This is a genomic window from Pseudomonas sp. BRM28, assembly GCF_002939405.1.
Lineage (GTDB): Bacteria > Pseudomonadota > Gammaproteobacteria > Pseudomonadales > Pseudomonadaceae > Aquipseudomonas > Aquipseudomonas palmensis.
In genome coordinates this window covers 1797677-1818980 of the sequence record NZ_PEFV01000001.1, presented here as the reverse complement: position 1 = coordinate 1818980, position 21304 = coordinate 1797677, and the positions used below count along the sequence as shown (strand labels likewise).

Below are 21304 nucleotides of genomic sequence, written 5' to 3'. Positions count from 1 at the left end.
TTACGCTGCCTCTCGAATCTCCTCGAGCGCACAATCGATCCAGGCTACTCCCGCCTTGATGATCTCCCGCGCCTTGCGCTCGGACATCCCCGCGCCGCTGCCTACCCGCATCGCGGGTTGCTTGGCGCCGAAGTAAAACCATACGAAGTCACCCATCTGCTGATTGCGCTTCGTCAGGCGTGCGACGGCACCATCGATGATCAGCGCCAGGTCATCGGTGATCACGTACTGCCTACTGCCTCCCTCGGACGGAACGTTGTCTCGCATCAGGGCGTACAGCGGCGAAACGTATCGCGGCACCCCCATCTCGCTCAGTCGCCACCACCCCCATTGCTCCAGCAAGTACTCGGTATCGCCCAGCGGCTTGTCCACGTAGGTACGTTTCTTCATGCAGCCCTCCGGGGCGTCGGGTCAGTGTCCAGGCCGAACAGCTCGCAGAGGAGCTTGAAGGCATGCTTGTTCTTGGCGCCGCCCTGGATGATCCAGGCCTTGGCGAATTGCTCGAAACCCTGATTGGCGCGAGAGGCGTGCCAGTCAGCGACGATATCCATCAGCGCCGCCGAGGCGATGCGGCCATTGGTTTGGTCCAGCAGCAGGCGATTGCCCTTCTTCAGGAACTCCCGCTCTACCGGGGTCAGGCTCTTGCGCGGCATGGCCGCTGTGACGTTATTCATGGCCATCTCCTGGCTTGTCTTCGTGAATTTGCATCCTCCCTTGGGATGGATGCGTGATTGCGCTATACGCCCCGCCAATCAAGGCTTCGGGTGCGCAGACGTTGTTTTCCTGTCCCAACAATGTCTCGGTATGAATCGCGGCAAATCCCTGCCGATCCAGGTGCTGGTGCCATGCCTCCAGTGCACGGCGTTTCAGCCCCTCGGCGGTGGTGTGGATGTAGGTGGCGTCAAGGTCCTTCATGGCGTGGTTCAACAGCAGTTCGCCGACCATGTAATCCACCCCCAGGTCAGTCCAGGCCGTGCGGGCGACCTTGCGCAGGTCATGGCTCGACCATTCCCCCTTAGCCAGATCGGTGAACAGGGCGCTGGCCTTGCTCGGGCTCAGTGCCGAGCCGGCGCTGCCAGGAAACAGCAGCGGGCCGGTGTACCCCCTTGCCGCCTGGCCAGCCCGGTACCGCCGCAGCAGTCCGCATGCCTGGGCGGTCAGCGGCAGCGTGTGCTCGGCCTTGGTCTTCGTGTCGCCGGCGGGGATGAACCAGTGCCCGCTCTCCAAGTTGATGTTGCGCCAGCGCGCCAGCCGGGTCTCACCCAGCCGAGATCCGTGGCACAGCATCATCAGCGCCAACATGGAGCCAGCGGGCTGCTGGTCAAACCGCTCTCCCAGCACCACCAGCAGCGCGGGCAGGTCGTCGCCACGTAGGCGGGCTGACCGTGGTCTGATCCTGGTGCGTACGAAGTCGGTGAACTTCAGCGCACCCATCGGGTTGGCCGCCAGCATGTCCAGGCGCAGAGCCTGACGAAATGCCACGGCCAGAACGCCATAGACCGACCGCACGAATGACAAGGCATAGCGCTCCTGCAACGGCCACATCAGGCGCTGGTCAATCACCTGCTTGCTGACCTCGCCCAGCACCAGGTCGGCGAGGCGCGGCAGCAGGTGGCGGGACAGCGCCGACTTGGCGCTGGCCTTGCGTTTGGCGGACAGGCCCCGGTCCCGGCTCATGCGGTCCTGATACCACTCAAGCACGTCGCCAACGGTGCTCCAGCTGCTGGTGGTGGACCGCGCCTTCGCATCAGCCGCGCGGCGGGCCAGGATCTCCGGCAGCGTGGCCAGCATGGTCTTGGTGTTGATACCAGGGAAGCTGCCAGCCTTACCCCAGCGCCCGCTCACGACGACATGCCAGGCGCCCCTGGAGCGATCCACGGTCGAGAACCGGAACCGCAGCTCCCGGTGCCGCGGGTCGCGCAGCTGGAACACCTCGCCAGCGGCTTGCCGGCGGATCTCGGCGTCACTGATGGTGACGGTCAGGGTCTTCGCGTCGCTCATGCGTCCCTCCTGGGCCATAGATTCAGCCCCTTCTGGTCGCCGGCGTCGTAGCAGGCCCTGGCCTTCGCGTGGCGGTTGTTCCAGCTCTCCACGGCGATGCGCATCACATCCGCCACCTGCATGTCATACAGATGTTCGAACATGCCCAGGGACAAGGTGTCGATGTTCGGGCCCTGAGCGCCGCAATCGTGGCACCAGACGTGCGCCGAGAAGCACGGACGATCGTCGCCGGCATCGAAGTGGTGGCCTTCGCCAATTTCGTTTCCGTGCTCATCGCGGGCTTCCACGCAGGGCGGGCCCTCGCAGAACGGACAGGGCGCCAGCTTGATTGGCTCGCTCACAGGCCGGCCCCCTTGTAGCGGCTGGCATAGCTGCCCCTGCCCATCTCGACCTCATCGTCACTGGGCATGCTGCGCCCGGCGAAGTTGGCAAATCGGGCGTACTGCCCCTGGCGCTGCACAAGGCAGGACCCTGGTGGTGCCTGCCTGCCCTTGTCGAGGATGATCTCGGTGATGCCCTGCTCGCCGGCCTCCGACTCGGGATCGTGGTGCACCAGCAGCACCGCGTCCGCATCCTGCTCGATCTGGCCGGAGTCGCGCAGGTCGCTGGCCTGGGGTTTCTTGCCGGGCCGGCTGGCCGGGTTGCGGTTCAGCTGCGCCAGCACCAGCAGTGGAATGCCGAGCTCCTTGGCCAGGTTCTTCATGGCGATAGAGATCTTGCCCACGGCCTCGGCGCGCGTGGATGCATGCCCATCACTGGCCACCAGACCAAGATAATCGACCATGAGGATATCCAGTCCGTGGTCCCGCTGAAGCTTGCGGGCAGCAGATCGGATGCCGGAAGCCGTCAACCCAGGGGTATCATTCAGGTACAGGTCGGCCTCTTTTATCTGGCCGGAGGCCACGGTGATCCGACCCCACTCCTCGCCGCTGAGCTCTTTCACTTCCTCCATGCGGCGCAGGTCCACGCCGCCCAACGAGGCAATGGTGCGCACCGTCAGCTCCTCCTCTGACATTTCCAAGCTCACTACCAGCCCCACCCCACGGCCCCGAGTGGCAACGTGCTGGACGATCTGCAGGCCGAGCATCGTCTTGCCGCTGCCAGGGCGGCCAGCGATTACCACCATGCTCTTGGGTCGCAGATAGCCGATCAGCTTGTCGAGATCGACCAGCCCGGTAGAGAGCTTCGGCGGGGCCTTGTCGTCGAGCACATCCTGCATGGCGTCGATGACCTTCGGCAGCACGTCGCGCATGTGCTTGTACTCGACCTCCCCGCCCTGCAGGTCTCTCAGGTCGGCCATGGCCTGCTGCGCCTGACCAATTACTTCGCTGGCGGGTGCGCCGTCCTCGACCATGCCTTGCACCTGGCCGCCGATATCCAAGATCCGGCGAATTACCCCCCATTCCCGGACCATGCGGGCATAGGTGCGCCAGTTGGCCATCGAGGGCACGCTGCTGCTGATCTCGGCGGCGTAGGCCATCGTGTTCTGCCCGCTGGGCAGTGAGCGCTGAATCGACCCCACGGTCACCGCGTCCACGGGCATGCCCTGCCCCAGGCAATCCTGGATCACATCGAACAGGGCGGCATTGTCGGGATGGTAGAAATCGCCAGAGCTCATCTGCCCGGCGATGTCTTCTACCAGCCCGGCGTCCTGATGCAGTGAGGCGATCATGATCGCGCCCAGCACCCCATGCTCGGCCTCGATACTGAACATCTCCCTCATGCGCTGGCCCTCATCGACGACCAGGTGAAGCCAACAGCCTTGCCGCCGCCCTGCCGCAGACGATCAATGGCGCGGTCGCCGATGAAGCTCCTGAGGCCGGCAGTATCCAAGTTGCTGATCAGCACCGTCGGGAGCACGGCCTGATACCGGCGGTCGATGATGCTGTGCAGCAAGCCCAGCTCGTACTCACTGCCCCGCTGGGCTCCGACTTCATCGATCACCAGCAGGTCCAAGCCACCCAGGTGCATCACCACGTCGCGATCGGTGTAACCAGAGCCTGGCACCATCGAGGCGCGGGCAATGCTCACGATATCGCCGGCAGGCATGATCAAGGCACGGGCACCGTCACCCACCGCGGCGCGCACGATGGCACTGCCGAGGTGGGTCTTCCCGCAACCAACGTTGCCGGTCAGGATCAGCGAGCGACCAGCCCGATAGTTTTCAGGGAGCCGGGCGGCATACTCGCGGCAGACCTCCAGCGCCTGGACCTGCGGGCCAGCATCGCCAGTGCGGTACGAATCGAACGTGCTGGCCGCAAAGCGCGAAGTGATCCCGGCACCCATGAGCGCGCTGATGAGGCGTTCGGCCTTGCGCAGGGCCGATGCCTGGGCAAATGCCTCGGATTCGCGGGGAGCGGTGTTCAGCGCCTCCCAGGCGCAGCGCTTGCAGCCACGGGCAAGCATGGAGCCGTCCAGTTGCTCGATCTCGCTCATGTCGACCGCGCCGTGCACTGGGCACTGGCCGGCGAATACGCGCATGGCCGGCTTGCGGTGGAAAAGGTCAGAAATTTGGAACGCCATCAGGCACCTCCGGGTACATGTCGTCGGTGTGTTGCGGGAGATTGGTGTAGGCCGATCCGGCACCAGCAGAGGGCTGGAGCACGTCGTGCCAGCGCTCACCGTTGATCCAGGTCGAAGCCAGAGGGATGTACTGACCGCTGTCCTTGGTCCAGTCACGCGATACGCAGTGCTGACCAAGGGCAGTGATCATGGCGGCCTGTAGTGCAGGCTCGGGGCTGAGCTTATTCCAGGCCTTCAGGGCGTCTTTGCGGCCTTTCTTCTTCGGGTAAAGCTTCCAGAACCGTTCGAATTCAGCGTCAGTTTCCCCGCCCGATGCACGTACGTTGTTAACCCTCTTTGTATTACTCATAGATGTATTACTCCCCTGCGTGTTTTCCGAAGGGGGTTCACCGTCTTTTCCGAAGGGGTTCGCAGCGTTTTCCGAAGGGGTCTTCGGTTTATCGAAGGGGTTAAAGAGACGAATTCGGCGCTCGATTACGCGCTTACCTTCACGGATCTGCTCGACCTTGATCAGGCCTCGCTCAGCGAGCCCGCTGATGATCTCGGACACCCGAGATACCGACAGCCCGAAGAACGCGGCGAAGTGCGCATTGGTGGCGTAGCAGCCACGTACTTCATCTTCAAGGCTGCTGATCTCCACCAGCATCACCTTCTCGTTTGTCGACAGAGAGTGGTCCAGCCAGAGAGAGGCTGGAATCCAAACGCCCTGAAATTTGCGTGGGATACGCTCCTGGCTCACAGCTCAAGCTCCTCTGTGACGCGGCGCACGAAGGCGTCGTAGCTCTCGGCCATTGCCAGGCCCTGCGCCTCCAGCGAGGCGCGGTAGTCCTTGGCAGATCCGTACAGCACCCAGCGCTCGCGCTCCGGCAAGTTTCTGAAGGCGGAATAGCTCGGCCAGGGACCGACAATGATCGGGGCGCCAGCGTTCTGCTGGAGCGCCTGGGGGGGGGTATACGGTTTCATTGCAGAGTCTCCCCGTGTGCCGTGGTTCGGCGGACGGTTCTCAACAGCGGGCGCTGGATCGAGGTCACTTCCGGCACGTCAAAGCTGGAGCCGGTCAGGATCATCAGGCGCCGGACTGCGGCATCCAGCCGTCGCTTGGCGCTATAGCGCGCCCGTTTCGCCTGCAACAGCCGCTCGTAGGCATCGGCCGTATAGGCCACAACGCCCGCATAGCGAGGGTCAAACGGGCGGATACCTCGAAAGCCCGGCTCGATCTCTCCACTCGCATGGAAATAGAAGGCGTACTCAACGTTCAGATCCTGACGACGACGCTTCGCGACCAGGTCCGCCTGGTGGTGCTTGATCGACAGCTCGACGATCAGTGCTTCGAGTTGCTTCTTGGTGGGTTTCTTCATGACTGGTGCCTCGCGCGAATCTTGAACCGACCCTGGGAAATTTCTGGATGGGTCGCGCGCTCCGCAGTCTCGTAGGTGCATTCGGAGGCGAACCGGTCGAAACGCTGGGTGATGGCCGGTTTGGGCCAGATGGCAAACGGCTGCCCGCCCTCGTCAGAGTGCTTGCTGCGCACCATGGCGAACGGGAGCGGCGCACCGGTCACCTCGCGCATGACGGCATTCACCACCCAGGCCGGCAAGCCGTGGCGGCGGTTGATGCGGTCACGGATCGTGGTAATGGTTTCGAAGCCGCTGGGCACAGAATCGAGGTAGCGAATCTGCTCGAGCCTGGCTGTGCGGCTCTCGACACGCTCCAGCGCCACTTGGTGGGCGGCCTGCTGCCGCTCGATGGCCACCAACTGGTTCGCACTTGCCGCGATGAGCTCGGCCTGGGTCATGGGTTGAACTGCCTGGCCCTCCAGCTCCCGCCAGCGCTTGATAACGGCCATGCGCATCGCGGCGCTGTAGCCGGTCAGCAGACAGTCGGTGTGCTCGCGGTCGAGCAGGTACTCGGTCTGCTGGCGGTTCAGGGTATCGAGGTAGATGCGAGCAAAACTGCTCGCATCCTCTTTCAGGTCTCGGGCCATGACCTGAATATCCCGCTTCACGTCGGGGTGACGCTTCCCGGTCAGATCGGAGATCTCGCGGGAAGACATGGTCGGGCTGTTGCTGGTGACCAGGTTCATACGGCGCCTCCCGCACCACGCTTTGACGCGGGCGGCTTTTGTGGCGCGGAGCTGACCAAGCGCTCCAGCAAGGCTTCCCGCATGCAGTCGAAGCCATTGGCCTGGTCCATCGCCGCGTAGACGCCAAGATCCAAGAGGCGAGCAGCATCCGTGTGTCGGTCTACCCCGGGGCGCGCAGCCTTTAAAAGCGACTCAAGCTGGTTGATGGTGTCAACCGCTGCGGCGAGCTGGTCAATTGCATCGTGCGCGACAGCCACTGCAACGTTGCGAGAATCAGCGATTTCTGGGCTCATACGGAGCCTCCTTGATCAGGATCGACGCCGGCATGAGCTGCGTAGACGAGCGCCAGCGCATTCTCTACAGCGAACAAAATCAGGGTGGCCTGGTGCGAAATGGAAGATTCCTGCATCAGTCCATGTAGCCCGCCGACCACCGCCTCCAGGTAGTCGGCCGCGGCATCGAGAGATTCATGGACAGGTACTCCGCCGGCGGCCTCCAGCACCGAATGAAGCCCGTGAACACGGAACTCGTGGCTAAGGGTTTCAGGGAGACTTTTCACTGCTCCCCCCCTCGCCCATTGGCAGTAGCAACGCTTTTCTCGGCAGACCAGACAAGAGCGCTGACCGCCTCGCCCAGGAAGCAGAGCGCAGCCATGCCGTCGCAATAGGCCAACTCGCCCATATCCAAGCTGTCACGCATGTGCTGGCAAAGCTGGCTTAGGCCTGAGGAGAGAGTTCTTGCTGCGCGCAATGCATCCTCCGCATTGGCGCCAGCAGTGACACTGAGGAGCTGAATGCCTCGGTTGTCGATCGGAGTGCTGAGAAAATCAACCCTCGTTGTTAGGGGGGCTTGCAGCGTGCTATTGCTGGTGGTATTTTCCGGGTGCATGAAATCGTCTCCAAGTGACGAAGATTCACGAAAGCTCCCTGCAAGGAGCTGGTTAAGAAGCCCGCCTGCGAAGCGGGCTTTTTGTTGCCCGCGATTTAGCTGGGCATCAAAAACTGATGCGGCGAGGCCTTCATGGTGATGGCTCCGAAGCACTGGATGAATCCACAGCAGGATCATCGGACTGCTGGGGCACGCTTCTCGTGGCTAAGCTTTGCATCAAGGTCGCCGGTGGCTCCGGGTACAGGTCAGGCCGAAGCCGATACCGAGAAACACCAGAAGCAGCTTCAATCCGAAGGACGTGCTTGGCTGGAACATGCCCAGTCGCACACATGCGCTGAACGTTTTGAGGTGTGCAACCAAGCTTCTTGGCTAGATTCGTCTGGCTTCCAAGCGCTTCAGCAGCGCAGGCCATGGCTTCGATACTCATTGGGGGTCCCGGCGGACTTATGGCATTGCTGCCGAGACTACAACTGCAAATCCCAATTTACAAACGAAATTTGCAATGCCACCTACAAGGGACGCTTGTACTCTATGGACATGAGCAAAAAAACCATCGCACAAATTATTTCCGAAGAACGCGAGCGCCTTGGGCTGAATCAGTCGGAGCTTGCTCGTCGATTGCTGGTGACTCCTCAGTCGGTGCAGGCATGGGAGTCCGGGCGGTCTACACCGCGCATGAGCAAATTCCGCGACATTGCAAGCGCTCTTGGCATACAGGCGCACGTTTTGCTGAGGGCGAGCGACTTGATGAGCGCAAAGAATTTGTCGGATTTCTTCGGCGCTATCGAAGCCGAACAATCTTCTGGTGAAAACGCTGGCCTAGAAAACATGCGGGTATGGGACGAATCCACCCCACTCGACGATGACGAGGTTTATGTACCGTTGCTGCAGGAGGTTGAACTGTCGGCGGGCTCGGGGCGTTTTGCAATCGAGGAGCGTCCGACCTCGAAGCTTCGATTCTCCAAGCAAGATCTTCGCGCCAATGGGGTGCAGTTCTCCAATGCTAAGTGCGTATCGGTCAGCGGGAACAGTATGTTCCCAGTGCTTCGTGACGGAGCTATCGTCGGTGTAAACGTGGGCAAAAATCAGCTCACCGATATTGTTGATGGAGAGATGTACGCTGTAAGCCATGGCGGGCAGCTCCGCGTCAAACAGGTTTACCGACTGCCGACCGGGCTGCGACTGCGGAGCTTCAACCGCGAAGACCATCCCGACGAGGACTACACCTTCCAACAGCTTCAGGCTGAGCAGATCACCCTCATAGGTCACGTATTCTGGTGGGGGATGTTCGCCTAATCGCTTTGACAGGCTGGCTCACGTCGGCTTTTTTAGCGACCTAAATTACAAATAATGTTTGCAATTACAAATTACGAATTGTAGATTTGGCTCCATCGCACCCCGCATGGAGCTACTGGCATGACCGCATCGACCATAGATTTCGCAGGCTTTACCGGCTTTCTGGGCCGCGGCGCGGCTCCGCGTGAGCTGCAATGCTTGATGGCGATCGCGGCCGGACGCACCTCGAAAGAAGCAGCCCGTGAACTGGGCGTCGCCCCCGACACCATCGACAAGCGCCTCCTAGCACTGACCACGAAACTCGGTGTGACCCGTCGCGCGGCTCTGGTTGCCGAGGCATTCAAGCGCGGCCTGATCTCCCCGGCGATCCTCGCGCTATGCGCCGTCCTTGTCGGCCAGTCAATCACCAGCACCGAAGAATTCACTCGCATCCGCCGACCAGGCGCGCGCAGCTTTGCTGCATCCAGAATCTACCGGCGCGCCGAGTGCGCCTCGGCGGTGGCATGACTCCCGCGCTGACTTAACCCAACCCTGATTTTTGCGAAAGCCAACAACGCGGCGGGCCTTTGCTCGCCCTGGAGAAAGTGATGAAGCAACCCACGATCAGAACCCTTGATCTGTCGATTTCCCTGGTATGCGCCCTGCTCTACCTGGCTGTGTCGCTGGCGGTCCTGCGCTTCATTGCGCCGGCGTTCATCAGCAGTCAGTCCACCGAGCTGGTGCTGATCGGATTCGCCCTTGTCGCTGTCTGGCTGATCGGCTCGGCCGTCGGCGCCTACCACCTTTTCACCAAACGCCGCACTCCTGCGGCAACCACCAAAGAGGAAAACCTATGAAGCGGATCGCCGCTGCTGCAATGCTGTGCCTGCTCGCTATCACCGCAGGCTGCTCCAAGGTCCCTGCTGGCTACACGGGCGTGATAGTTAATCTGATGGGCAGTGATAAGGGCGTGGCGCCCACCGAAACCAGTGTGGGCTACAAGTGGCTGACCTGGAACGAGGAGCTTTTCCTGTTCCCGACGTTCAACCAGAACATCAACATCGGTGCAGTGACGTTCCAGGACAAGGACGGCATGAAGATCAGCACGCCGATCGGCATGACCCTGCGCGCCAAGCCGGGATCAGCACCGCTGCTGTTCCAGACCTACCGCAAATCCATGGACGAGATCGTCCAGGTCAACGTGCCGCAGGTGATCCGCACCGCTTTCAACAACACCGCGTCGAAGCTCACCGCCGAAGAGATCTACGGGCCAAACAAGGAGCGATTCCTGAAGGACGTTGAAGCCCGGGTGCGCGACCACTTCGATAGCCGCGGCATCGTGGTCGAGAGCCTGTACTTGAACGGAGAGATCGGCCTGCCAGAGAAGGTGGTGGCCGCGCTGAACCTGAAGATCGAGGCGACACAGAAGACGGCTCAGCGCCAGAACGAGGTAGCCCAGGTCATCGCCGAGGCTGACAAGGCGCGCGAGGAGGCCAAGGGCCTGAAGGACGCAGCGGTACTGCGCGCACAGGGTGAGGCCGAGTCACTGAACATACGGGGCGAGGCGCTGCGCAAGAACCCTGGTGTGGTTGAGCTCAACGCGATCGAGAAGTGGGACGGGAAGCTGCCGGTATACATGACCAGTGGCACGGCCACCCCATTCATAGGTGTAGGCAAGTAAGCCCCAAAGGGGTGGTTATGTCGACCACCCCACTACTCAGCAGGGAGTTGAACCATGTTGATTTTGAGCCGCCGCACAGGCGAAACCATCCGCATCAATGACGACATCATCGTTACAGTGGTGAGCATCAGTGGCATGCAGGCACGCCTCGGCATCGAGGCGCCAGCAGGTGTTGCCATCCACCGCCAGGAGATCTACGACAAGATCCAAGCCCAGGGCGATGCACGCCCTGCGCGCCCAGCCCGCGACACCGTCAGCATCGATCCGGTTGACCTGTTCATCAAGCTGAATCCCGCTGACCTTCCCGAGGAGTACATGACGAAAGGCCGCGGCAGCTTTGTCGATGTGTCCACTCGTGCGCGCTACGAGATGTTCCTGGCGGGCTACCAGGCCGCTCAAGGGGGACGCCATGCCGACGCATGAGCAAGCAGCCCGGCAGCGTAGTGAGATCGGCGATCTTGGTCAGCGCCTGGTTCGCCTCGGCCAAGCACTGCAGGAAGGCAGCACCACCGTTGGTGACTTGACCCGCCTGGCCACTGCCTGCGGCATCAAGTTACACATGCGAGTGGTGGCCGACACGGAGGGTGCCAGAAATGCGCACGCTCGCTGATATGGCGCTCTGCCGAGCTCGCGGGCGCATTCATTCCGTGCAGTCCAGGGCTTCGGCCAGGCCGCCAGCGAAAACCGCTTCCGCGAGCGCTGTTGGCGCCCGCCCGGAAGTTGTGGCGAGCGGCCCGATCAATCGCTTCATGTTTCTAGAGGGGCGCAGCTGGGCTATCGACCTGGTCGGTTGCCTGAGGGGATCTCCGGTCGGGGTGGTGATTGATCGCCTTTCTGGGGCGACTGTCGGCCGGCCAGGCAGCTATGTGGCCGGGATCAAGTCGGTGATCGCCGATCTACAGGCTGCTGACGCGACAGATTCACGTGACAACCAGAACCTGACGCGTCAGGTCGGGAGGAAAGAGTGAGCGAAGAAACCGAGGTGCTGACGGTAGAAGGTCTGGCCAAGCTGCTGGGCCGCACCGAGGCGTCGATCAGGGAAGGGATTCGCCGCGGTGTGCCATGGCTGCCCAAGAGCTTCAAGATGGGTAACCGGCATTGCTGGCTGAAAGAGGACGTGCGCAAGTTCCTGCGCGAGTTCAGGGATGGAGAGCACCAGAAGACGAAGCCGGGGCGGAAGCGGAAAGAACCGCCGTCTCTCCGGGTTGCCTGACCTCAGCCGAGCTTTTCGGCGAGGTCCTGTGGGCTGAGGTGCGTGTAGCGTTTGAGCATCGCGAGGGTCTTATGGCCGGTGATACTCGCGACTTCCATCATAGTGAAGCCGCGCTCGAAGAAACGACTGGTCGCCTCGTGGCGCAGGTCGTGAAGGCGTAGGCCTTCAATCCCAGCAGCCTCGCAGGCCCTGGGGAAGTAGTTACTGATTGTGTTGAGCGCCAGGCTGAAATATCGACCGCCACCGATTGGCGTGGGCAACCCCTCAAGTAAGGCAATCGCCCGAGAAGACAGTGGCACAGCGCGACGCTCGCCGTTCTTCGTGTCCTCCAGGTAGGCAACCTTGCCGCGCACCTGGTCCCGGCGCAGCAGTAGAAGTTCCGACCGACGCATTGCCGTCTCCACCGCCAGCTCAATGAATACAGGGAGCTGGGCGTTCATCTGGCCTGCAGCCTTGTAGAGAGCCGCGAGCTCCGCCGGCGTAGGCCGCCTATCCCGCTCCTTGCTCCCCTTCGGCATCCGGATCGCCCGGCACGGGTTCGTCAGTCCTTCGATGCCCCATTCCTTGGTGGCCACCGTGTATAGGTGGCTGATCACCGCTAGGTTGAGCCGGACTGTTGCCGAAGACTTCCCTTCCTTCAGCTCAGCATCGCGGTATGCGGCCATGTCGCTGGAGCGGATAGCCGCCAGGCCCTTGGTGGCCAGCTTGTGGTCCTTCCACTTCTTGATACGAACGCTTTCCTGCTTGGCACCCTTCTTGGTCGATGTCACTTCTGACAGATAGCGATCAAGCGCCTCGGCCAGCGTGGTGCTCTCGGCCTCGCGCATGTCGACAAAGCGCGCACGCGACATGTCGCCCTCGACTTCGGCAGCCCAGCGCTGGGCTTCTGCCTTGGTGTCGAAGGTGGCGGAAAGGGTTGGGTATCCTTTGCGGCGGATCTGGGCGCGCCAGGCGTCGCCGCGTTTCTCGTAGTAGGCCATGGCCGCGAATTTATGGGGGAGCACGGGGGAGCGTCAAGCGGTAAAATATGTCGACCACTTCCGCCAAGAGGCTCGAACCATCTTGCTGACCCGAGAAAGATTACGTGAGCAGCTGACATATGACCGCGAAACCGGAGAGTTCAGGTGGGCGGTCCGCAAACAGAAAGTGAAGCTCGGCTCGGTCGCCGGAAAGGTGAAAAAGTCTGGCTATGTGGAAATCCGTATCGACCTGGTCAGCTATCAAGCGCACCGCCTGGCATGGCTGTACGTGACTGGACAGTGGCCCCAGGGCGATATCGATCACATCAATCGGAGTCCTGGCGATAACCGGTTCGTGAATCTGCGCGAGGCCAGTAGGTCGCAGAACCTTTGCAATGTGGGCGCCCTGTCTACATCGGCGACCGGCGTGCGCGGAGTGGATCTCCAAGGCCAGCGGCAAGTACCGAGCGAGGATCAGGGCGAACGGCAAAAGGATCGAGCTAGGCCTGTTTGCGACCCTGGAAGAGGCAAAGGCTGCCTACGCCATAGCTCGTGATATCCATCATGGCGAGTATGCAGAGGCAGTGCTGGGGGACCTTGGGGGAATTTGATTGCACCAAAATTCCCCCAAATGCAAAAAGCCCCGAGTGCTATAAGCGCTCGGGGCCTTGTATTTGGCGGAGAGATAGGGATTTGAACCCTAGGTACTGTTGCCAGTACAACGGATTTCGAATCCGTCCCGTTCGGCCACTCCGGCATCTCTCCAGTGGCGCGCATGATACCAGCAGTTTTCCCAAACGCAAAGCTTCTTGTGAAAAAAATTCGCGTGGTATCAGGCGCTTGCGTCAGTCACGCGCTTACAGCGGCACGCCCAGACGCTTGGCAACTTCTTCGTAGGCTTCGATCACGTCGCCCAGACCCTGACGGAAGCGGTCCTTGTCCATCTTCTTGCGGGTTTCCTTGTCCCACAGGCGGCAACCATCCGGGCTGAACTCGTCACCCAGCACGATCTCGCCATGGAACACGCCGAACTCGAGCTTGAAGTCCACCAGCAGCAGACCAGCGTCGTCGAACAGCTTGCTCAGCACTTCGTTGACCTTCAACGACAGCGCCTTCATTTTCACCAGCTGCTCGGCTGTGCCCCAGCCGAACGCAACCACGTGGGATTCGTTGATGAACGGGTCGCCCTTCTCGTCGTTCTTGAGGAACAGCTCGAACGTCGACGGCTCCAGCTTGATGCCCTCCTCCACGCCCAGACGTTTGACCAGGCTGCCGGCTGCGTAGTTGCGCACCACGCACTCGACCGGAATCATGTCGAGCTTCTTGACCAGGCATTCGTTGTCGCCCAGCAGCTTGTCGAACTGGGTTGGAATGCCGGCTTCTTCAAGCTTCTGCATGATGAAGGCGTTGAACTTGTTGTTCACCATGCCCTTGCGGTCGAGCTGTTCGATACGCTTGCCGTCGAACGCCGAGGTGTCGTTGCGAAACAGCAGGATCAAGCGGTCGGCGTCGTCGGTCTTGTACACCGACTTGGCTTTGCCGCGGTAGAGTTCTTCACGTTTTTCCATGATGGGCTCCGCTTGCTAAATTGAAATGGGCTAGGCGATTTCGCGCCAGTCGAGCCCGTAATCCTGATTCGCCACTTGCAGCCAGTCCGGGTCACACCCGAGGGCGTCGACGAAACATTGCCGGGCCAGCTGTGGCAGGTTGTTCTTGCTGCTGAGGTGGGCCAGCACCAGGTGCTGCAGGTTCTGCCAGCCCAACTCCGACACCAGGCGCGCGGCCTGGTGGTTGTTCAAATGTCCGTAGTCGCCACCCACGCGCTGCTTGAGGAACATCGGGTAATGCCCGCGGCCCAGCATGTCGCGACAATGGTTGGCTTCGATCAGCAAGGCGTCCAGGCCCTGATAGCTGTCGAGCAGGGCCGCGTCGTACGAGCCCAGGTCGGTCAACACGCCAAACCGGCGGCGGCCATCGCTGAACACATACTGCAAGGGCTCCAGCGCATCGTGGCTGACGCCAACGGCGGCAATGCTCAATGCACCCAGCTGCAGGGTATCGCCAGCTGCCAGGAAGCCGCTGGGCTCCACGGGCTTGCGCATCCCGCGCAAGGTGCCACGACTGAGGTACACCGGCACATTGTAGCGCCGCGCCAGCAAACCCACCCCATGCACGTGGTCGGCATGCTCGTGGGTCACCAGCACCGCGCTCAACTGCGCCGCCGACACGCCGAGCAGCGCCAGACGCCGCTCGGTTTCGCGCAGGGAGAACCCGCAATCGACCAGCACGCAGGTACTGCCACTGACAATCAGCGTGCCATTTCCCTGGCTGCCACTTCCGAGTACGGCGAAGCGCACTTAACCCAGGTTGTCCTGGATGACGCTCAGCACGCGACGGGCCACATCGGCCGGGGCCACGGTGTTGATGTTCTTCTCGACCGTCACCTGCACGCTGTCACCCACCTTGCTCAGGCGTACCTGATAGCGCTCGGCGCGGGCTTCACGCTCTTCCTTGCTCGGCGCACTGCCGAACAGGCGGCTGAAGAAACCAGGCTCCTGGTCCTTGGCCTCGGCTTTTTCGGCAAGGTTGATGTAGTACAGGCCCAGGCTGCGGTTGATGTCCTCAACCCGCCATTCGCCCTGTTCCAGGGCACGGCCGACGCTGGACCACGCGCGATCGAGGTCGGCGCCCAGGTTCAGTACCGGGTTGCCGCTACCGTCTTCGCTCAGGCTGACACGGCTCGGGGTATCGAAGTCACGGGCCGCCAGCAGCGATACCGAACCGCCCTTCTCGGCGCTGCGGGTCATGCTGGCAAGCATTTCGTCGACCAGTGCAGCGTCCACACCGGTGTTCTCGGCGCGTGCCGGGAAGTCCTGTTCGGTGGCGCTGCCGGCAGCACGCTCGACGGTCACCACATAGACTTCACTGGTATTGCGCTGTACGCCCGGCTCGATGCGAACCCGGGCACGGATTTCATTGCTGCTGCTGCCTGCAACAACGCCCAGGCGCTGGGCCATGGACGCCGACAACTCGTCGAAACGCTGCCAGGTGGTGCTGAACTCGCCGGTCTGCGGGCGCTCTTCGGCGATGCGGAAGCCGTTGTCCTCGAAGAACTGGTGGGCCACCGGCCACACCTCGGCCGGGGCGCGCTGGGCCAGGACCCAACGCGAAGCGCCGCTCTTCTGCAGGCTGAAATCGCTGATGTCGGCACCTGCCGCCAACGGCTGTGGACGCGGCACTTCGAACTCGCCCTTGACGTTGTCGTCGGCGACGTTGCGCGGAATCGGCAGCAGCGGGTCAAGACGCTTGACGTTGCTGACATCCGGCGGCAGCTGCATCGGCGGCTTTTGAGTGGCCTCCAGATAATCGCTGCCCCGGTCACGGAAGTAACCCTCTTCGCCCCAGAGCCAGCCACAACCACTGGTGCTGGAGATGATCAAGGCAAGGGCGGAAAGACCAGCCAATCGCTTCATGCGGTGTACGTCCTCAATTAAAACTTCAGGCCGCACTGGCGCATGGCCTGGCGTACCGTATCGTGACAGGATTCGCTCAGCCAGGTCAGCGGCAGGCGGATGCCCTTGTGCATCAGCCCCATTTCGACCAAAGCCCACTTCACCGGAATCGGGTTGGCTTCGACGAACAGGTCCTTGTGCAGGGGCATCAGTTTTTCGTTGATGGCGCGGGCCTCGTCGGCCTTGCCTTCGAGTGCGGCGTTGCACAGGTCGGCCATTTCGCGCGGGGCGACGTTGGCGGTCACCGAGATGTTGCCTTTACCGCCCAGCAGGATCAGTTCGACGGCGGTCGGATCATCGCCGGACAGCACGATGAAATCCTTGCTCACGCCATCCAGGATCGCCTTGGCACGCTTGAGGTCGCCGGTGGCTTCCTTGATGCCGATGATGTTGGGCACGCTCGAGAGACGGATCACGGTCTCGGCCTGCATGTCACAGGCGGTACGGCCGGGCACGTTGTAGAGGATCTGCGGGATGTCGACGGCTTCGGCAATGTGCTTGAAGTGCTGGTACAGGCCTTCCTGGGTCGGCTTGTTGTAGTAAGGCACCACCAGCAGGCAGGCGTCGGCACCGGCGTCCTTGGCATTGCGGGTCAGGTGCACCGCTTCGCTGGTGGAGTTGGCACCCGTACCGGCGATCACCGGAATACGGCCGTTGACCTGCTTGACCACGGCCTTGATGACTTCGATGTGCTCATTGACATCCAGGGTCGCCGATTCGCCGGTGGTACCGACCGCAACGATGGCGTGGGTGCCGTTTTCCAGGTGGAAGTCCACGAGTTTGCTGAGGCTGTCCCAGTCAAGACGCCCTTGTGCATCCATGGGTGTGACCAATGCCACCATACTGCCCGCAATCATGAAGCTGCTCCTGCCGGAAAAAGAGAGCGGTAATGGTACTGGCGCCACAGGGCTTGCACAAGCGAAGCAGGCGGCAGGAGCATTCCCCTCGGCGACCATTTTCGCTACCCTTCTCTCTTTGATCGGTACACAGCGGCCCGCCGGGCTGCCGACAACGCGCCCCGACAGTGCCCGAGCCCTCGATCCTGAGCCACGGAACCACGCCGACAAGCCTATTTGCCCCGTCACGTACCGACCGCTCATCGCTTTAGGAATGCTGCATGTCCACCCCCACCGTTCGCGAACAATTCCTTGTCATCAGTGCCCTGGGCGCCAACCCCATGGAACTGACCAACATTCTGTGCCGGGCCAGCAACGACAATCGCTGCTCGGTCGTCACCTCGCGCCTGACCCGCCACGGCGAGTGCAGCGCACTGGTGCTGCAGGTCACCGGTAGCTGGGACGCCCTGGCGCGTTTCGAAGCGGCGCTGCCGACCCTGGCCAAGAAGCACACCTTCACCGTGAATGTGGTGCGTAGCGCCGAACTCGAAGTGCGCCCGCTGTCGCTGCCCTACGTCGCCTATGTCAGTGCCGCGTACCGCCCCGACATCATCAACGAGCTGTGCCAGTTCTTCATCGACCACAACGTCGAGCTGGAGAACCTGACCTGCGACACCTATCAGGCACCACAGACCGGCGGCACCATGCTCAACGCCACGTTCACCGTGACCCTGCCGGCCGGCACCCAGATCAGCTGGCTGCGTGACCAGTTCCTGGACTTCTCCGACGCCCTGAACCTGGATGCGCTGATCGAACCGTGGCGCCCACAGAACCCCATGTAAGGAAACCCGCAATGGCCGTAGCACTCGACCAACCCGTCGCCGATTTCGAGGCGCAAGCCACCGGCGCCAAGACCGTCAGCCTGAGCGGCCTGAAGGGTCGCCAAGTGGTGATCTACTTCTACCCCAAGGACAGCACCCCGGGCTGCACCACCGAAGGCCAGGGCTTTCGCGACCAGTACGCGGCGTTCCAGGCGGCCAACACCGAGGTGTTCGGCGTATCGCGTGACGGGCTCAAGTCCCACGAGAACTTCAAGGCCAAGCAGGGCTTCCCGTTCGAGCTGATCAGCGACAAGGACGAAGCCCTGTGCCAGCTGTTCGACGTGATCAAGCTCAAGAAGCTGTACGGCAAGGAATACATGGGGGTGGACCGCAGCACCTTCCTGATCGACAGCGAGGGTGTGCTACGCAAGGAATGGCGCGGCGTGAAGGTGCCCGGGCATGTGGAAGCGGTGCTGGCGCAGGCGCAAGCATTGAACAAGGGCTGAAGCGCTTCGCCGGCGAAGCGTGCGCCGCGGCTAGAGCAGCGGCGCCACCACCGGCTCACGCCGCGGCCAGGCGTCGAGCACCGCCTTGAACAGCGTAGCCAGCGGGATCGCGAAGAAGATCCCCCAGAAGCCCCACAATCCGCCAAACAGCAGTACTGCGCAGATGATCGCCACCGGGTGCAGGCTGACCGCTTCGGAGAACAGCAGCGGCACCAGCACGTTGCCGTCCAGCGCCTGGATGATCGCGTACACCGCCATCAGGTAGATGAACTGGTCGCCCCAGCCCCACTGGAACAGGGCAATCAGGGTCACCGGTACGGTTACCACCACCGCCCCCACATACGGCACCACCACCGACAACCCCACCAGCAGCGCAAGCAGCGCCGCATAGTTCAGGCCCAGTGCGATGAACGCGATGTAGGTGGCCACGCCGCAGATCAGGATCTCGATGCCCTTGCCGCGAATGTAGTTGGCGATCTGGCGGTTCATCTCCTCGGCCACGCGGGTCATCAGGGCCCGCTCGCGCGGCAGGTAGCCGCTGACCCAGCGCGCGATCTGCTCGCGGTCCTTGAGAAAGAAGAACACCAGGATCGGCACCAGCACCAGGTAGATCATGATGTTGACCAGCAACGGCAGGCTCGACAGCGAGAAGGTCAGCGCCCATTGACCGAACTTGCCGATCTCGCCGCGCATCGCCTCGATGGCCTGCAGCACCTGCTCATCCGAGACCAGATGCGGGTAGCGCTCCGGCAGCAGCAACAGCAGCGACTGCCACTTGCCAAGCATGCCCGGCAGTTCGTTGAACAGGGTGATCAACTGGTGCCAGAGCAACGGCACCAGCACCAGCAGGAACACCGCCAGCGCGCTCAGGAACAGCAGGAACACCAGCCCCACCGCCACCTTGCTGGGCACCCGCAGGCGCTCCAGCGCATTGACCAGGCCCTGCATCAGGAACGCCAGCACCATGCCCGCCAGCACCGGCGCCAGCATGCCGCCCAGGGTCAGTATCGCGGTGAACCCCAGAAACAGCAGGACCGCCAGCACCACCGCTTCTTCATCCGAGAAATAGCGGTGCAGCCAGCCACGAAGCACTTTGAACATCGGTGATCCTTAAAGAGAAAGGTTCAGGCTTTCTTGAGCCAGTAGGTGTAGACCCCGGCGTCGGCCTGCTCATGCAGCAGCGTATGACCGGCCAGGCGGGCAAAAGTGCGGAAGTCGCGCTGCGAGCCGGCATCGGTGGCCACCACCTTGAGTACTGCACCACTGCCCAGGCGGTTGAGCTCCATCTTGGCCTTGAGCAACGGCAAGGGGCAATTCAGGCCGCTGGCATCCAGTTCGGCGTCGCAGGGTACGGCATCGGTCATCGGGCTTCTCCAGGCAGGTGCATGCCCACGGCAGGTAGCGGCATGCACAGACCTCGTAGGATACCGCCACTGGTCGTCAACGTGTGAGCCGGCTACAGTAAGGTTCTTTGTCGACCCGAGCTTCGTGCATGAATTTTCTGCGCCCTACCCTGCTGACGCTGGCTTGCCTGCTGGCTCTACCGAGCCATGCCGACGACCTGCCGTCACTCGGCGACGCCAGCTCGGCCATCGTTTCCCCGCAACAGGAACATCAACTGGGCCGCGCCTGGTTGAGCCTGCTGCGCGGCAACGTGCGCCAGCTGTCCGACCCCCAGCTCAAGGACTACGTCGAAACCAGCGTCTACCGCCTTGCCGAAACCAGCCAGCTGCAGGACCGGCGCCTGGAGTTCATCCTGATCGACAGCAAGGAACTCAACGCCTTCGCCGCCCCTGGCGGGATCGTGGGGGTCAACGGCGGCCTGTTCCTGAACGCCCAGACCGAGGGCGAGTACGCCTCGGTGCTGGCCCACGAACTGGCGCACTTGTCGCAACGCCACTTCGCCCGCGGCGTGGAAGCCCAGCAACGCATGCAACTGCCGATGATGGGCGCCCTGCTGGTGGGCATCATTGCCGCCGCTGCCGGGGCTGGCGATGCCGGCATCGCCGCGATTGCCGGCACCCAGGCCGCCGCGATCCAGGAACAACGGCGCTTCTCGCGCCAGAACGAACAGGAGGCCGACCGCATCGGCATCCTCAACCTGGAAAAGGCCGGCTACGATCCACGCAACATGCCGACCATGTTCGAACGGCTGATGCGCCAGTACCAGTACAGCGCCAAGCCACCGGAGTTTCTGCTGACTCACCCGGTTACCGAGTCGCGGGTCGCCGACACCCGCAACCGTGCCGAACAGGCCCCCAAGGGCGGTGTGGACGACAGCCTGCGCTACCAGTTGATTCGTGCACGCCTGCAACTGACCTACGAAGGCACGCCGGGCCTGGGTGCCAAGCGCTTCCGCGCCCTGCTGGACGAAAACCCCAACCTGGATGCGGCGCGTTACGGCCTGGCACTGGCGCAGATCAAGGGCGGCCAGCTCAACGAGGCCCGCGAGAGCCTCAAGCCCTTGCTCGCCAAGGCACCCAACGACATCACCTACAACCTTGCGCAGATCGACCTGGACGTGACCAACAACCGCCTGGCCGATGCCCAGCAACGGGTGGAGAAGATGCGAGCCCTGTACCCGGGCAACTACCCGCTGCAGCAGTCACGCATCGACCTGCTGCTCAAGCAGAACCGCCCGGCCGAGGCAGAGAAGGCACTGGATGCGCTGCTCAAGAATCGGCCACAAGACCCGGATGTCTGGTATGAGGTGGCGGAGGTTCGCGGCCTGTCGGGCAACACAATCGGCCTGCACCAGGCTCGCGCCGAGTACTTTGCCCTGGTGGGCGACTTCGACCAGGCCTTGCAGCAGCTCGACTACGCCAAGCAGCGGGCGGGCAACAACTTTGTGCTGTCGTCGAAGATCGATGCCCGTCAGCGCGAGCTGATGGAACAGCAGCGGATGGTCAAGGACATGATGCGCTGACACGCATCAAGGCAGCGCGCACACCATATCGCGGGTTAGCCCCGCCCCCTTGTGGGAGCGGGCTCGACCCGCGATGCTGC

General features: G+C 62.3%; 31 protein-coding genes, 1 tRNA gene and 1 pseudogene. 11 read left to right on the top strand and 22 right to left on the bottom strand.

The window, feature by feature from the left end; all coding sequences use genetic code 11:
- The 14 genes from CR917_RS08750 to CR917_RS08680 are packed head-to-tail and all read right to left on the bottom strand — an operon-like array spanning window position 1 to window position 7907.
- On the bottom strand, window positions 1-390 hold the full coding sequence (locus CR917_RS08750) for an antiterminator Q family protein (protein WP_104572148.1): 390 nt from the start codon (window positions 388-390) through the stop codon (window positions 1-3).
- Window positions 387-674, bottom strand: a complete 288-nt coding sequence (locus tag CR917_RS08745; protein WP_104572147.1) for a hypothetical protein — start codon at window positions 672-674, stop codon at window positions 387-389. Before CR917_RS08745 ends, CR917_RS08750 begins: the two co-directional genes overlap by 4 nt.
- A complete protein-coding gene (locus CR917_RS08740; RefSeq protein ID WP_104572146.1) occupies window positions 667-2001 on the bottom strand; it encodes a site-specific integrase in 1335 nt (444 codons plus the stop codon). Before CR917_RS08740 ends, CR917_RS08745 begins: the two co-directional genes overlap by 8 nt.
- Window positions 1998-2342 (bottom strand): Lar family restriction alleviation protein, encoded by a 345-nt coding sequence (locus CR917_RS08735; protein ID WP_104572145.1) that lies wholly within the window; start codon window positions 2340-2342, stop codon window positions 1998-2000. The genes CR917_RS08740 and CR917_RS08735 overlap by 4 nt, the downstream gene beginning before the upstream one ends.
- A complete protein-coding gene (locus tag CR917_RS08730) occupies window positions 2339-3724 on the bottom strand; it encodes a replicative DNA helicase (protein WP_104572144.1) in 1386 nt (461 codons plus the stop codon). The genes CR917_RS08735 and CR917_RS08730 overlap by 4 nt, the downstream gene beginning before the upstream one ends.
- Complete coding sequence (locus CR917_RS08725; protein WP_104572143.1) at window positions 3721-4524, bottom strand: ATP-binding protein; 804 nt, start codon at window positions 4522-4524, stop codon at window positions 3721-3723. The genes CR917_RS08730 and CR917_RS08725 overlap by 4 nt, the downstream gene beginning before the upstream one ends.
- Window positions 4505-5263 (bottom strand): helix-turn-helix domain-containing protein, encoded by a 759-nt coding sequence (locus CR917_RS08715; protein WP_173925039.1) that lies wholly within the window; start codon window positions 5261-5263, stop codon window positions 4505-4507. The genes CR917_RS08725 and CR917_RS08715 overlap by 20 nt, the downstream gene beginning before the upstream one ends.
- Window positions 5260-5487: a hypothetical protein gene (locus CR917_RS08710; protein WP_104572142.1), complete on the bottom strand. Its 228-nt coding sequence runs from the start codon at window positions 5485-5487 to the stop codon at window positions 5260-5262. Before CR917_RS08710 ends, CR917_RS08715 begins: the two co-directional genes overlap by 4 nt.
- Window positions 5484-5882 carry a hypothetical protein gene (locus CR917_RS08705; RefSeq protein WP_104572141.1) on the bottom strand — a complete coding sequence of 133 codons (399 nt, stop codon included), beginning with the start codon at window positions 5880-5882 and terminating at the stop codon, window positions 5484-5486. The genes CR917_RS08710 and CR917_RS08705 overlap by 4 nt, the downstream gene beginning before the upstream one ends.
- Window positions 5879-6607 (bottom strand): Rha family transcriptional regulator, encoded by a 729-nt coding sequence (locus CR917_RS27640; protein ID WP_256589639.1) that lies wholly within the window; start codon window positions 6605-6607, stop codon window positions 5879-5881. Before CR917_RS27640 ends, CR917_RS08705 begins: the two co-directional genes overlap by 4 nt.
- Window positions 6604-6900 (bottom strand): hypothetical protein, encoded by a 297-nt coding sequence (locus CR917_RS08695; RefSeq protein ID WP_104572140.1) that lies wholly within the window; start codon window positions 6898-6900, stop codon window positions 6604-6606. The genes CR917_RS27640 and CR917_RS08695 overlap by 4 nt, the downstream gene beginning before the upstream one ends.
- Window positions 6897-7166 (bottom strand): hypothetical protein, encoded by a 270-nt coding sequence (locus CR917_RS08690; protein WP_104572139.1) that lies wholly within the window; start codon window positions 7164-7166, stop codon window positions 6897-6899. The genes CR917_RS08695 and CR917_RS08690 overlap by 4 nt, the downstream gene beginning before the upstream one ends.
- Window positions 7163-7672 (bottom strand): hypothetical protein, encoded by a 510-nt coding sequence (locus CR917_RS08685; protein ID WP_256589638.1) that lies wholly within the window; start codon window positions 7670-7672, stop codon window positions 7163-7165. The genes CR917_RS08690 and CR917_RS08685 overlap by 4 nt, the downstream gene beginning before the upstream one ends.
- Complete coding sequence (locus tag CR917_RS08680; protein ID WP_256589771.1) at window positions 7626-7907, bottom strand: YdaS family helix-turn-helix protein; 282 nt, start codon at window positions 7905-7907, stop codon at window positions 7626-7628. The genes CR917_RS08685 and CR917_RS08680 overlap by 47 nt, the downstream gene beginning before the upstream one ends.
- 119 nt (window positions 7908-8026) lie before the next feature.
- Between CR917_RS08680 and CR917_RS08675 the strand changes: the two genes are divergently transcribed.
- From CR917_RS08675 to CR917_RS08640, 7 genes and pseudogenes are all read left to right on the top strand, one after another.
- Window positions 8027-8791 (top strand): XRE family transcriptional regulator, encoded by a 765-nt coding sequence (locus tag CR917_RS08675; RefSeq protein WP_371920430.1) that lies wholly within the window; start codon window positions 8027-8029, stop codon window positions 8789-8791.
- A gap of 120 nt (window positions 8792-8911) precedes the next feature.
- Window positions 8912-9298 (top strand): response regulator transcription factor, encoded by a 387-nt coding sequence (locus CR917_RS08670; RefSeq protein WP_104572136.1) that lies wholly within the window; start codon window positions 8912-8914, stop codon window positions 9296-9298.
- Between the two features lie 80 nt (window positions 9299-9378).
- A complete protein-coding gene (locus CR917_RS08665; protein ID WP_104572135.1) occupies window positions 9379-9627 on the top strand; it encodes a hypothetical protein in 249 nt (82 codons plus the stop codon).
- Window positions 9624-10451, top strand: coding sequence for an SPFH domain-containing protein (locus CR917_RS08660; protein ID WP_104572134.1), 828 nt, complete (start codon window positions 9624-9626; stop codon window positions 10449-10451). Before CR917_RS08665 ends, CR917_RS08660 begins: the two co-directional genes overlap by 4 nt.
- A 54-nt stretch (window positions 10452-10505) precedes the next feature.
- Window positions 10506-10685: pseudogene (csrA, locus tag CR917_RS27635) on the top strand (carbon storage regulator CsrA); the annotation flags it as partial.
- Between the two features lie 359 nt (window positions 10686-11044).
- Window positions 11045-11419, top strand: a complete 375-nt coding sequence (locus CR917_RS08645) for a hypothetical protein (protein WP_104572131.1) — start codon at window positions 11045-11047, stop codon at window positions 11417-11419.
- Complete coding sequence (locus CR917_RS08640; RefSeq protein ID WP_078480030.1) at window positions 11416-11664, top strand: AlpA family transcriptional regulator; 249 nt, start codon at window positions 11416-11418, stop codon at window positions 11662-11664. Before CR917_RS08645 ends, CR917_RS08640 begins: the two co-directional genes overlap by 4 nt.
- Window positions 11665-11666: 2 nt before the next feature.
- Here CR917_RS08640 and CR917_RS08635 read toward each other — a convergent pair whose 3' ends face one another.
- Window positions 11667-12644 (bottom strand): site-specific integrase, encoded by a 978-nt coding sequence (locus tag CR917_RS08635; protein ID WP_104572130.1) that lies wholly within the window; start codon window positions 12642-12644, stop codon window positions 11667-11669.
- Here CR917_RS08635 and CR917_RS28000 point away from each other — a divergent pair.
- Complete coding sequence (locus CR917_RS28000; RefSeq protein WP_104572129.1) at window positions 12643-13179, top strand: HNH endonuclease signature motif containing protein; 537 nt, start codon at window positions 12643-12645, stop codon at window positions 13177-13179. The two genes, CR917_RS08635 and CR917_RS28000, sit on opposite strands and share 2 nt — an antisense overlap.
- Window positions 13180-13298: 119 nt before the next feature.
- Here CR917_RS28000 and CR917_RS08625 read toward each other — a convergent pair.
- From CR917_RS08625 to dapA, 5 genes are all read right to left on the bottom strand, one after another.
- Window positions 13299-13388: transfer RNA gene (locus CR917_RS08625), tRNA-Ser, on the bottom strand.
- A 92-nt stretch (window positions 13389-13480) separates the two neighbouring features.
- Entirely contained in the window at window positions 13481-14191 is a 711-nt protein-coding gene (purC, locus tag CR917_RS08620; protein ID WP_010223163.1) for a phosphoribosylaminoimidazolesuccinocarboxamide synthase, read from the bottom strand.
- A gap of 30 nt (window positions 14192-14221) precedes the next feature.
- A complete protein-coding gene (locus tag CR917_RS08615) occupies window positions 14222-14980 on the bottom strand; it encodes an MBL fold metallo-hydrolase (RefSeq protein ID WP_043864220.1) in 759 nt (252 codons plus the stop codon).
- Window positions 14981-16096 carry an outer membrane protein assembly factor BamC gene (bamC, locus tag CR917_RS08610; protein WP_104572128.1) on the bottom strand — a complete coding sequence of 372 codons (1116 nt, stop codon included), beginning with the start codon at window positions 16094-16096 and terminating at the stop codon, window positions 14981-14983. It abuts the gene before it with no gap.
- Between the two features lie 17 nt (window positions 16097-16113).
- Window positions 16114-16992: a 4-hydroxy-tetrahydrodipicolinate synthase gene (dapA, locus tag CR917_RS08605; RefSeq protein ID WP_043864222.1), complete on the bottom strand. Its 879-nt coding sequence runs from the start codon at window positions 16990-16992 to the stop codon at window positions 16114-16116.
- 260 nt (window positions 16993-17252) lie between these two features.
- Here dapA and CR917_RS08600 point away from each other — a divergent pair, with 260 nt between their 5' ends.
- Window positions 17253-17813, top strand: coding sequence for a glycine cleavage system protein R (locus CR917_RS08600; protein WP_043864223.1), 561 nt, complete (start codon window positions 17253-17255; stop codon window positions 17811-17813).
- Window positions 17814-17824: 11 nt separating this feature from the next.
- Window positions 17825-18298, top strand: coding sequence for a peroxiredoxin (locus tag CR917_RS08595; RefSeq protein ID WP_043864224.1), 474 nt, complete (start codon window positions 17825-17827; stop codon window positions 18296-18298).
- A gap of 30 nt (window positions 18299-18328) precedes the next feature.
- Here the strand turns inward: CR917_RS08595 and CR917_RS08590 are convergent, their stop codons facing one another.
- Window positions 18329-19399: an AI-2E family transporter gene (locus CR917_RS08590; RefSeq protein ID WP_043864225.1), complete on the bottom strand. Its 1071-nt coding sequence runs from the start codon at window positions 19397-19399 to the stop codon at window positions 18329-18331.
- Window positions 19400-19422: 23 nt separating this feature from the next.
- Window positions 19423-19662, bottom strand: a complete 240-nt coding sequence (locus CR917_RS08585; protein ID WP_043864226.1) for a sulfurtransferase TusA family protein — start codon at window positions 19660-19662, stop codon at window positions 19423-19425.
- Between the two features lie 128 nt (window positions 19663-19790).
- Between CR917_RS08585 and CR917_RS08580 the strand changes: the two genes are divergently transcribed.
- A complete protein-coding gene (locus tag CR917_RS08580) occupies window positions 19791-21224 on the top strand; it encodes a M48 family metalloprotease (RefSeq protein WP_043864227.1) in 1434 nt (477 codons plus the stop codon).
- Window positions 21225-21304: the final 80 nt, after the last annotated feature.

Bases quoted from the DNA above. Each gene is read 5' to 3' on its own strand.
- CR917_RS08750 (WP_104572148.1), bottom strand. From the start codon at position 390: ATGAAGAAACGTACCTACGTGGACAAGCCGCTGGGCGATACCGAGTAC.
- CR917_RS08745 (WP_104572147.1), bottom strand. From the start codon at position 674: ATGAATAACGTCACAGCGGCCATGCCGCGCAAGAGCCTGACCCCGGTA.
- CR917_RS08740 (WP_104572146.1), bottom strand. From the start codon at position 2,001: ATGAGCGACGCGAAGACCCTGACCGTCACCATCAGTGACGCCGAGATC.
- CR917_RS08730 (WP_104572144.1), bottom strand. From the start codon at position 3,724: ATGAGGGAGATGTTCAGTATCGAGGCCGAGCATGGGGTGCTGGGCGCG.
- CR917_RS08725 (WP_104572143.1), bottom strand. From the start codon at position 4,524: ATGGCGTTCCAAATTTCTGACCTTTTCCACCGCAAGCCGGCCATGCGC.
- CR917_RS08710 (WP_104572142.1), bottom strand. From the start codon at position 5,487: ATGAAACCGTATACCCCCCCCCAGGCGCTCCAGCAGAACGCTGGCGCC.
- CR917_RS08705 (WP_104572141.1), bottom strand. From the start codon at position 5,882: ATGAAGAAACCCACCAAGAAGCAACTCGAAGCACTGATCGTCGAGCTG.
- CR917_RS27640 (WP_256589639.1), bottom strand. From the start codon at position 6,607: ATGAACCTGGTCACCAGCAACAGCCCGACCATGTCTTCCCGCGAGATC.
- CR917_RS08695 (WP_104572140.1), bottom strand. From the start codon at position 6,900: ATGAGCCCAGAAATCGCTGATTCTCGCAACGTTGCAGTGGCTGTCGCG.
- CR917_RS08685 (WP_256589638.1), bottom strand. From the start codon at position 7,672: ATGATCCTGCTGTGGATTCATCCAGTGCTTCGGAGCCATCACCATGAA.
- CR917_RS08680 (WP_256589771.1), bottom strand. From the start codon at position 7,907: ATGGCCTGCGCTGCTGAAGCGCTTGGAAGCCAGACGAATCTAGCCAAG.
- CR917_RS08675 (WP_371920430.1), top strand. From the start codon at position 8,027: ATGGACATGAGCAAAAAAACCATCGCACAAATTATTTCCGAAGAACGC.
- CR917_RS08670 (WP_104572136.1), top strand. From the start codon at position 8,912: ATGACCGCATCGACCATAGATTTCGCAGGCTTTACCGGCTTTCTGGGC.
- CR917_RS08665 (WP_104572135.1), top strand. From the start codon at position 9,379: ATGAAGCAACCCACGATCAGAACCCTTGATCTGTCGATTTCCCTGGTA.
- CR917_RS08660 (WP_104572134.1), top strand. From the start codon at position 9,624: ATGAAGCGGATCGCCGCTGCTGCAATGCTGTGCCTGCTCGCTATCACC.
- CR917_RS08645 (WP_104572131.1), top strand. From the start codon at position 11,045: ATGCGCACGCTCGCTGATATGGCGCTCTGCCGAGCTCGCGGGCGCATT.
- CR917_RS28000 (WP_104572129.1), top strand. From the start codon at position 12,643: ATGGCCGCGAATTTATGGGGGAGCACGGGGGAGCGTCAAGCGGTAAAA.
- CR917_RS08635 (WP_104572130.1), bottom strand. From the start codon at position 12,644: ATGGCCTACTACGAGAAACGCGGCGACGCCTGGCGCGCCCAGATCCGC.
- purC (WP_010223163.1), bottom strand. From the start codon at position 14,191: ATGGAAAAACGTGAAGAACTCTACCGCGGCAAAGCCAAGTCGGTGTAC.
- bamC (WP_104572128.1), bottom strand. From the start codon at position 16,096: ATGAAGCGATTGGCTGGTCTTTCCGCCCTTGCCTTGATCATCTCCAGC.
- dapA (WP_043864222.1), bottom strand. From the start codon at position 16,992: ATGATTGCGGGCAGTATGGTGGCATTGGTCACACCCATGGATGCACAA.
- CR917_RS08600 (WP_043864223.1), top strand. From the start codon at position 17,253: ATGTCCACCCCCACCGTTCGCGAACAATTCCTTGTCATCAGTGCCCTG.
- CR917_RS08595 (WP_043864224.1), top strand. From the start codon at position 17,825: ATGGCCGTAGCACTCGACCAACCCGTCGCCGATTTCGAGGCGCAAGCC.
- CR917_RS08590 (WP_043864225.1), bottom strand. From the start codon at position 19,399: ATGTTCAAAGTGCTTCGTGGCTGGCTGCACCGCTATTTCTCGGATGAA.
- CR917_RS08585 (WP_043864226.1), bottom strand. From the start codon at position 19,662: ATGACCGATGCCGTACCCTGCGACGCCGAACTGGATGCCAGCGGCCTG.
- CR917_RS08580 (WP_043864227.1), top strand. From the start codon at position 19,791: ATGAATTTTCTGCGCCCTACCCTGCTGACGCTGGCTTGCCTGCTGGCT.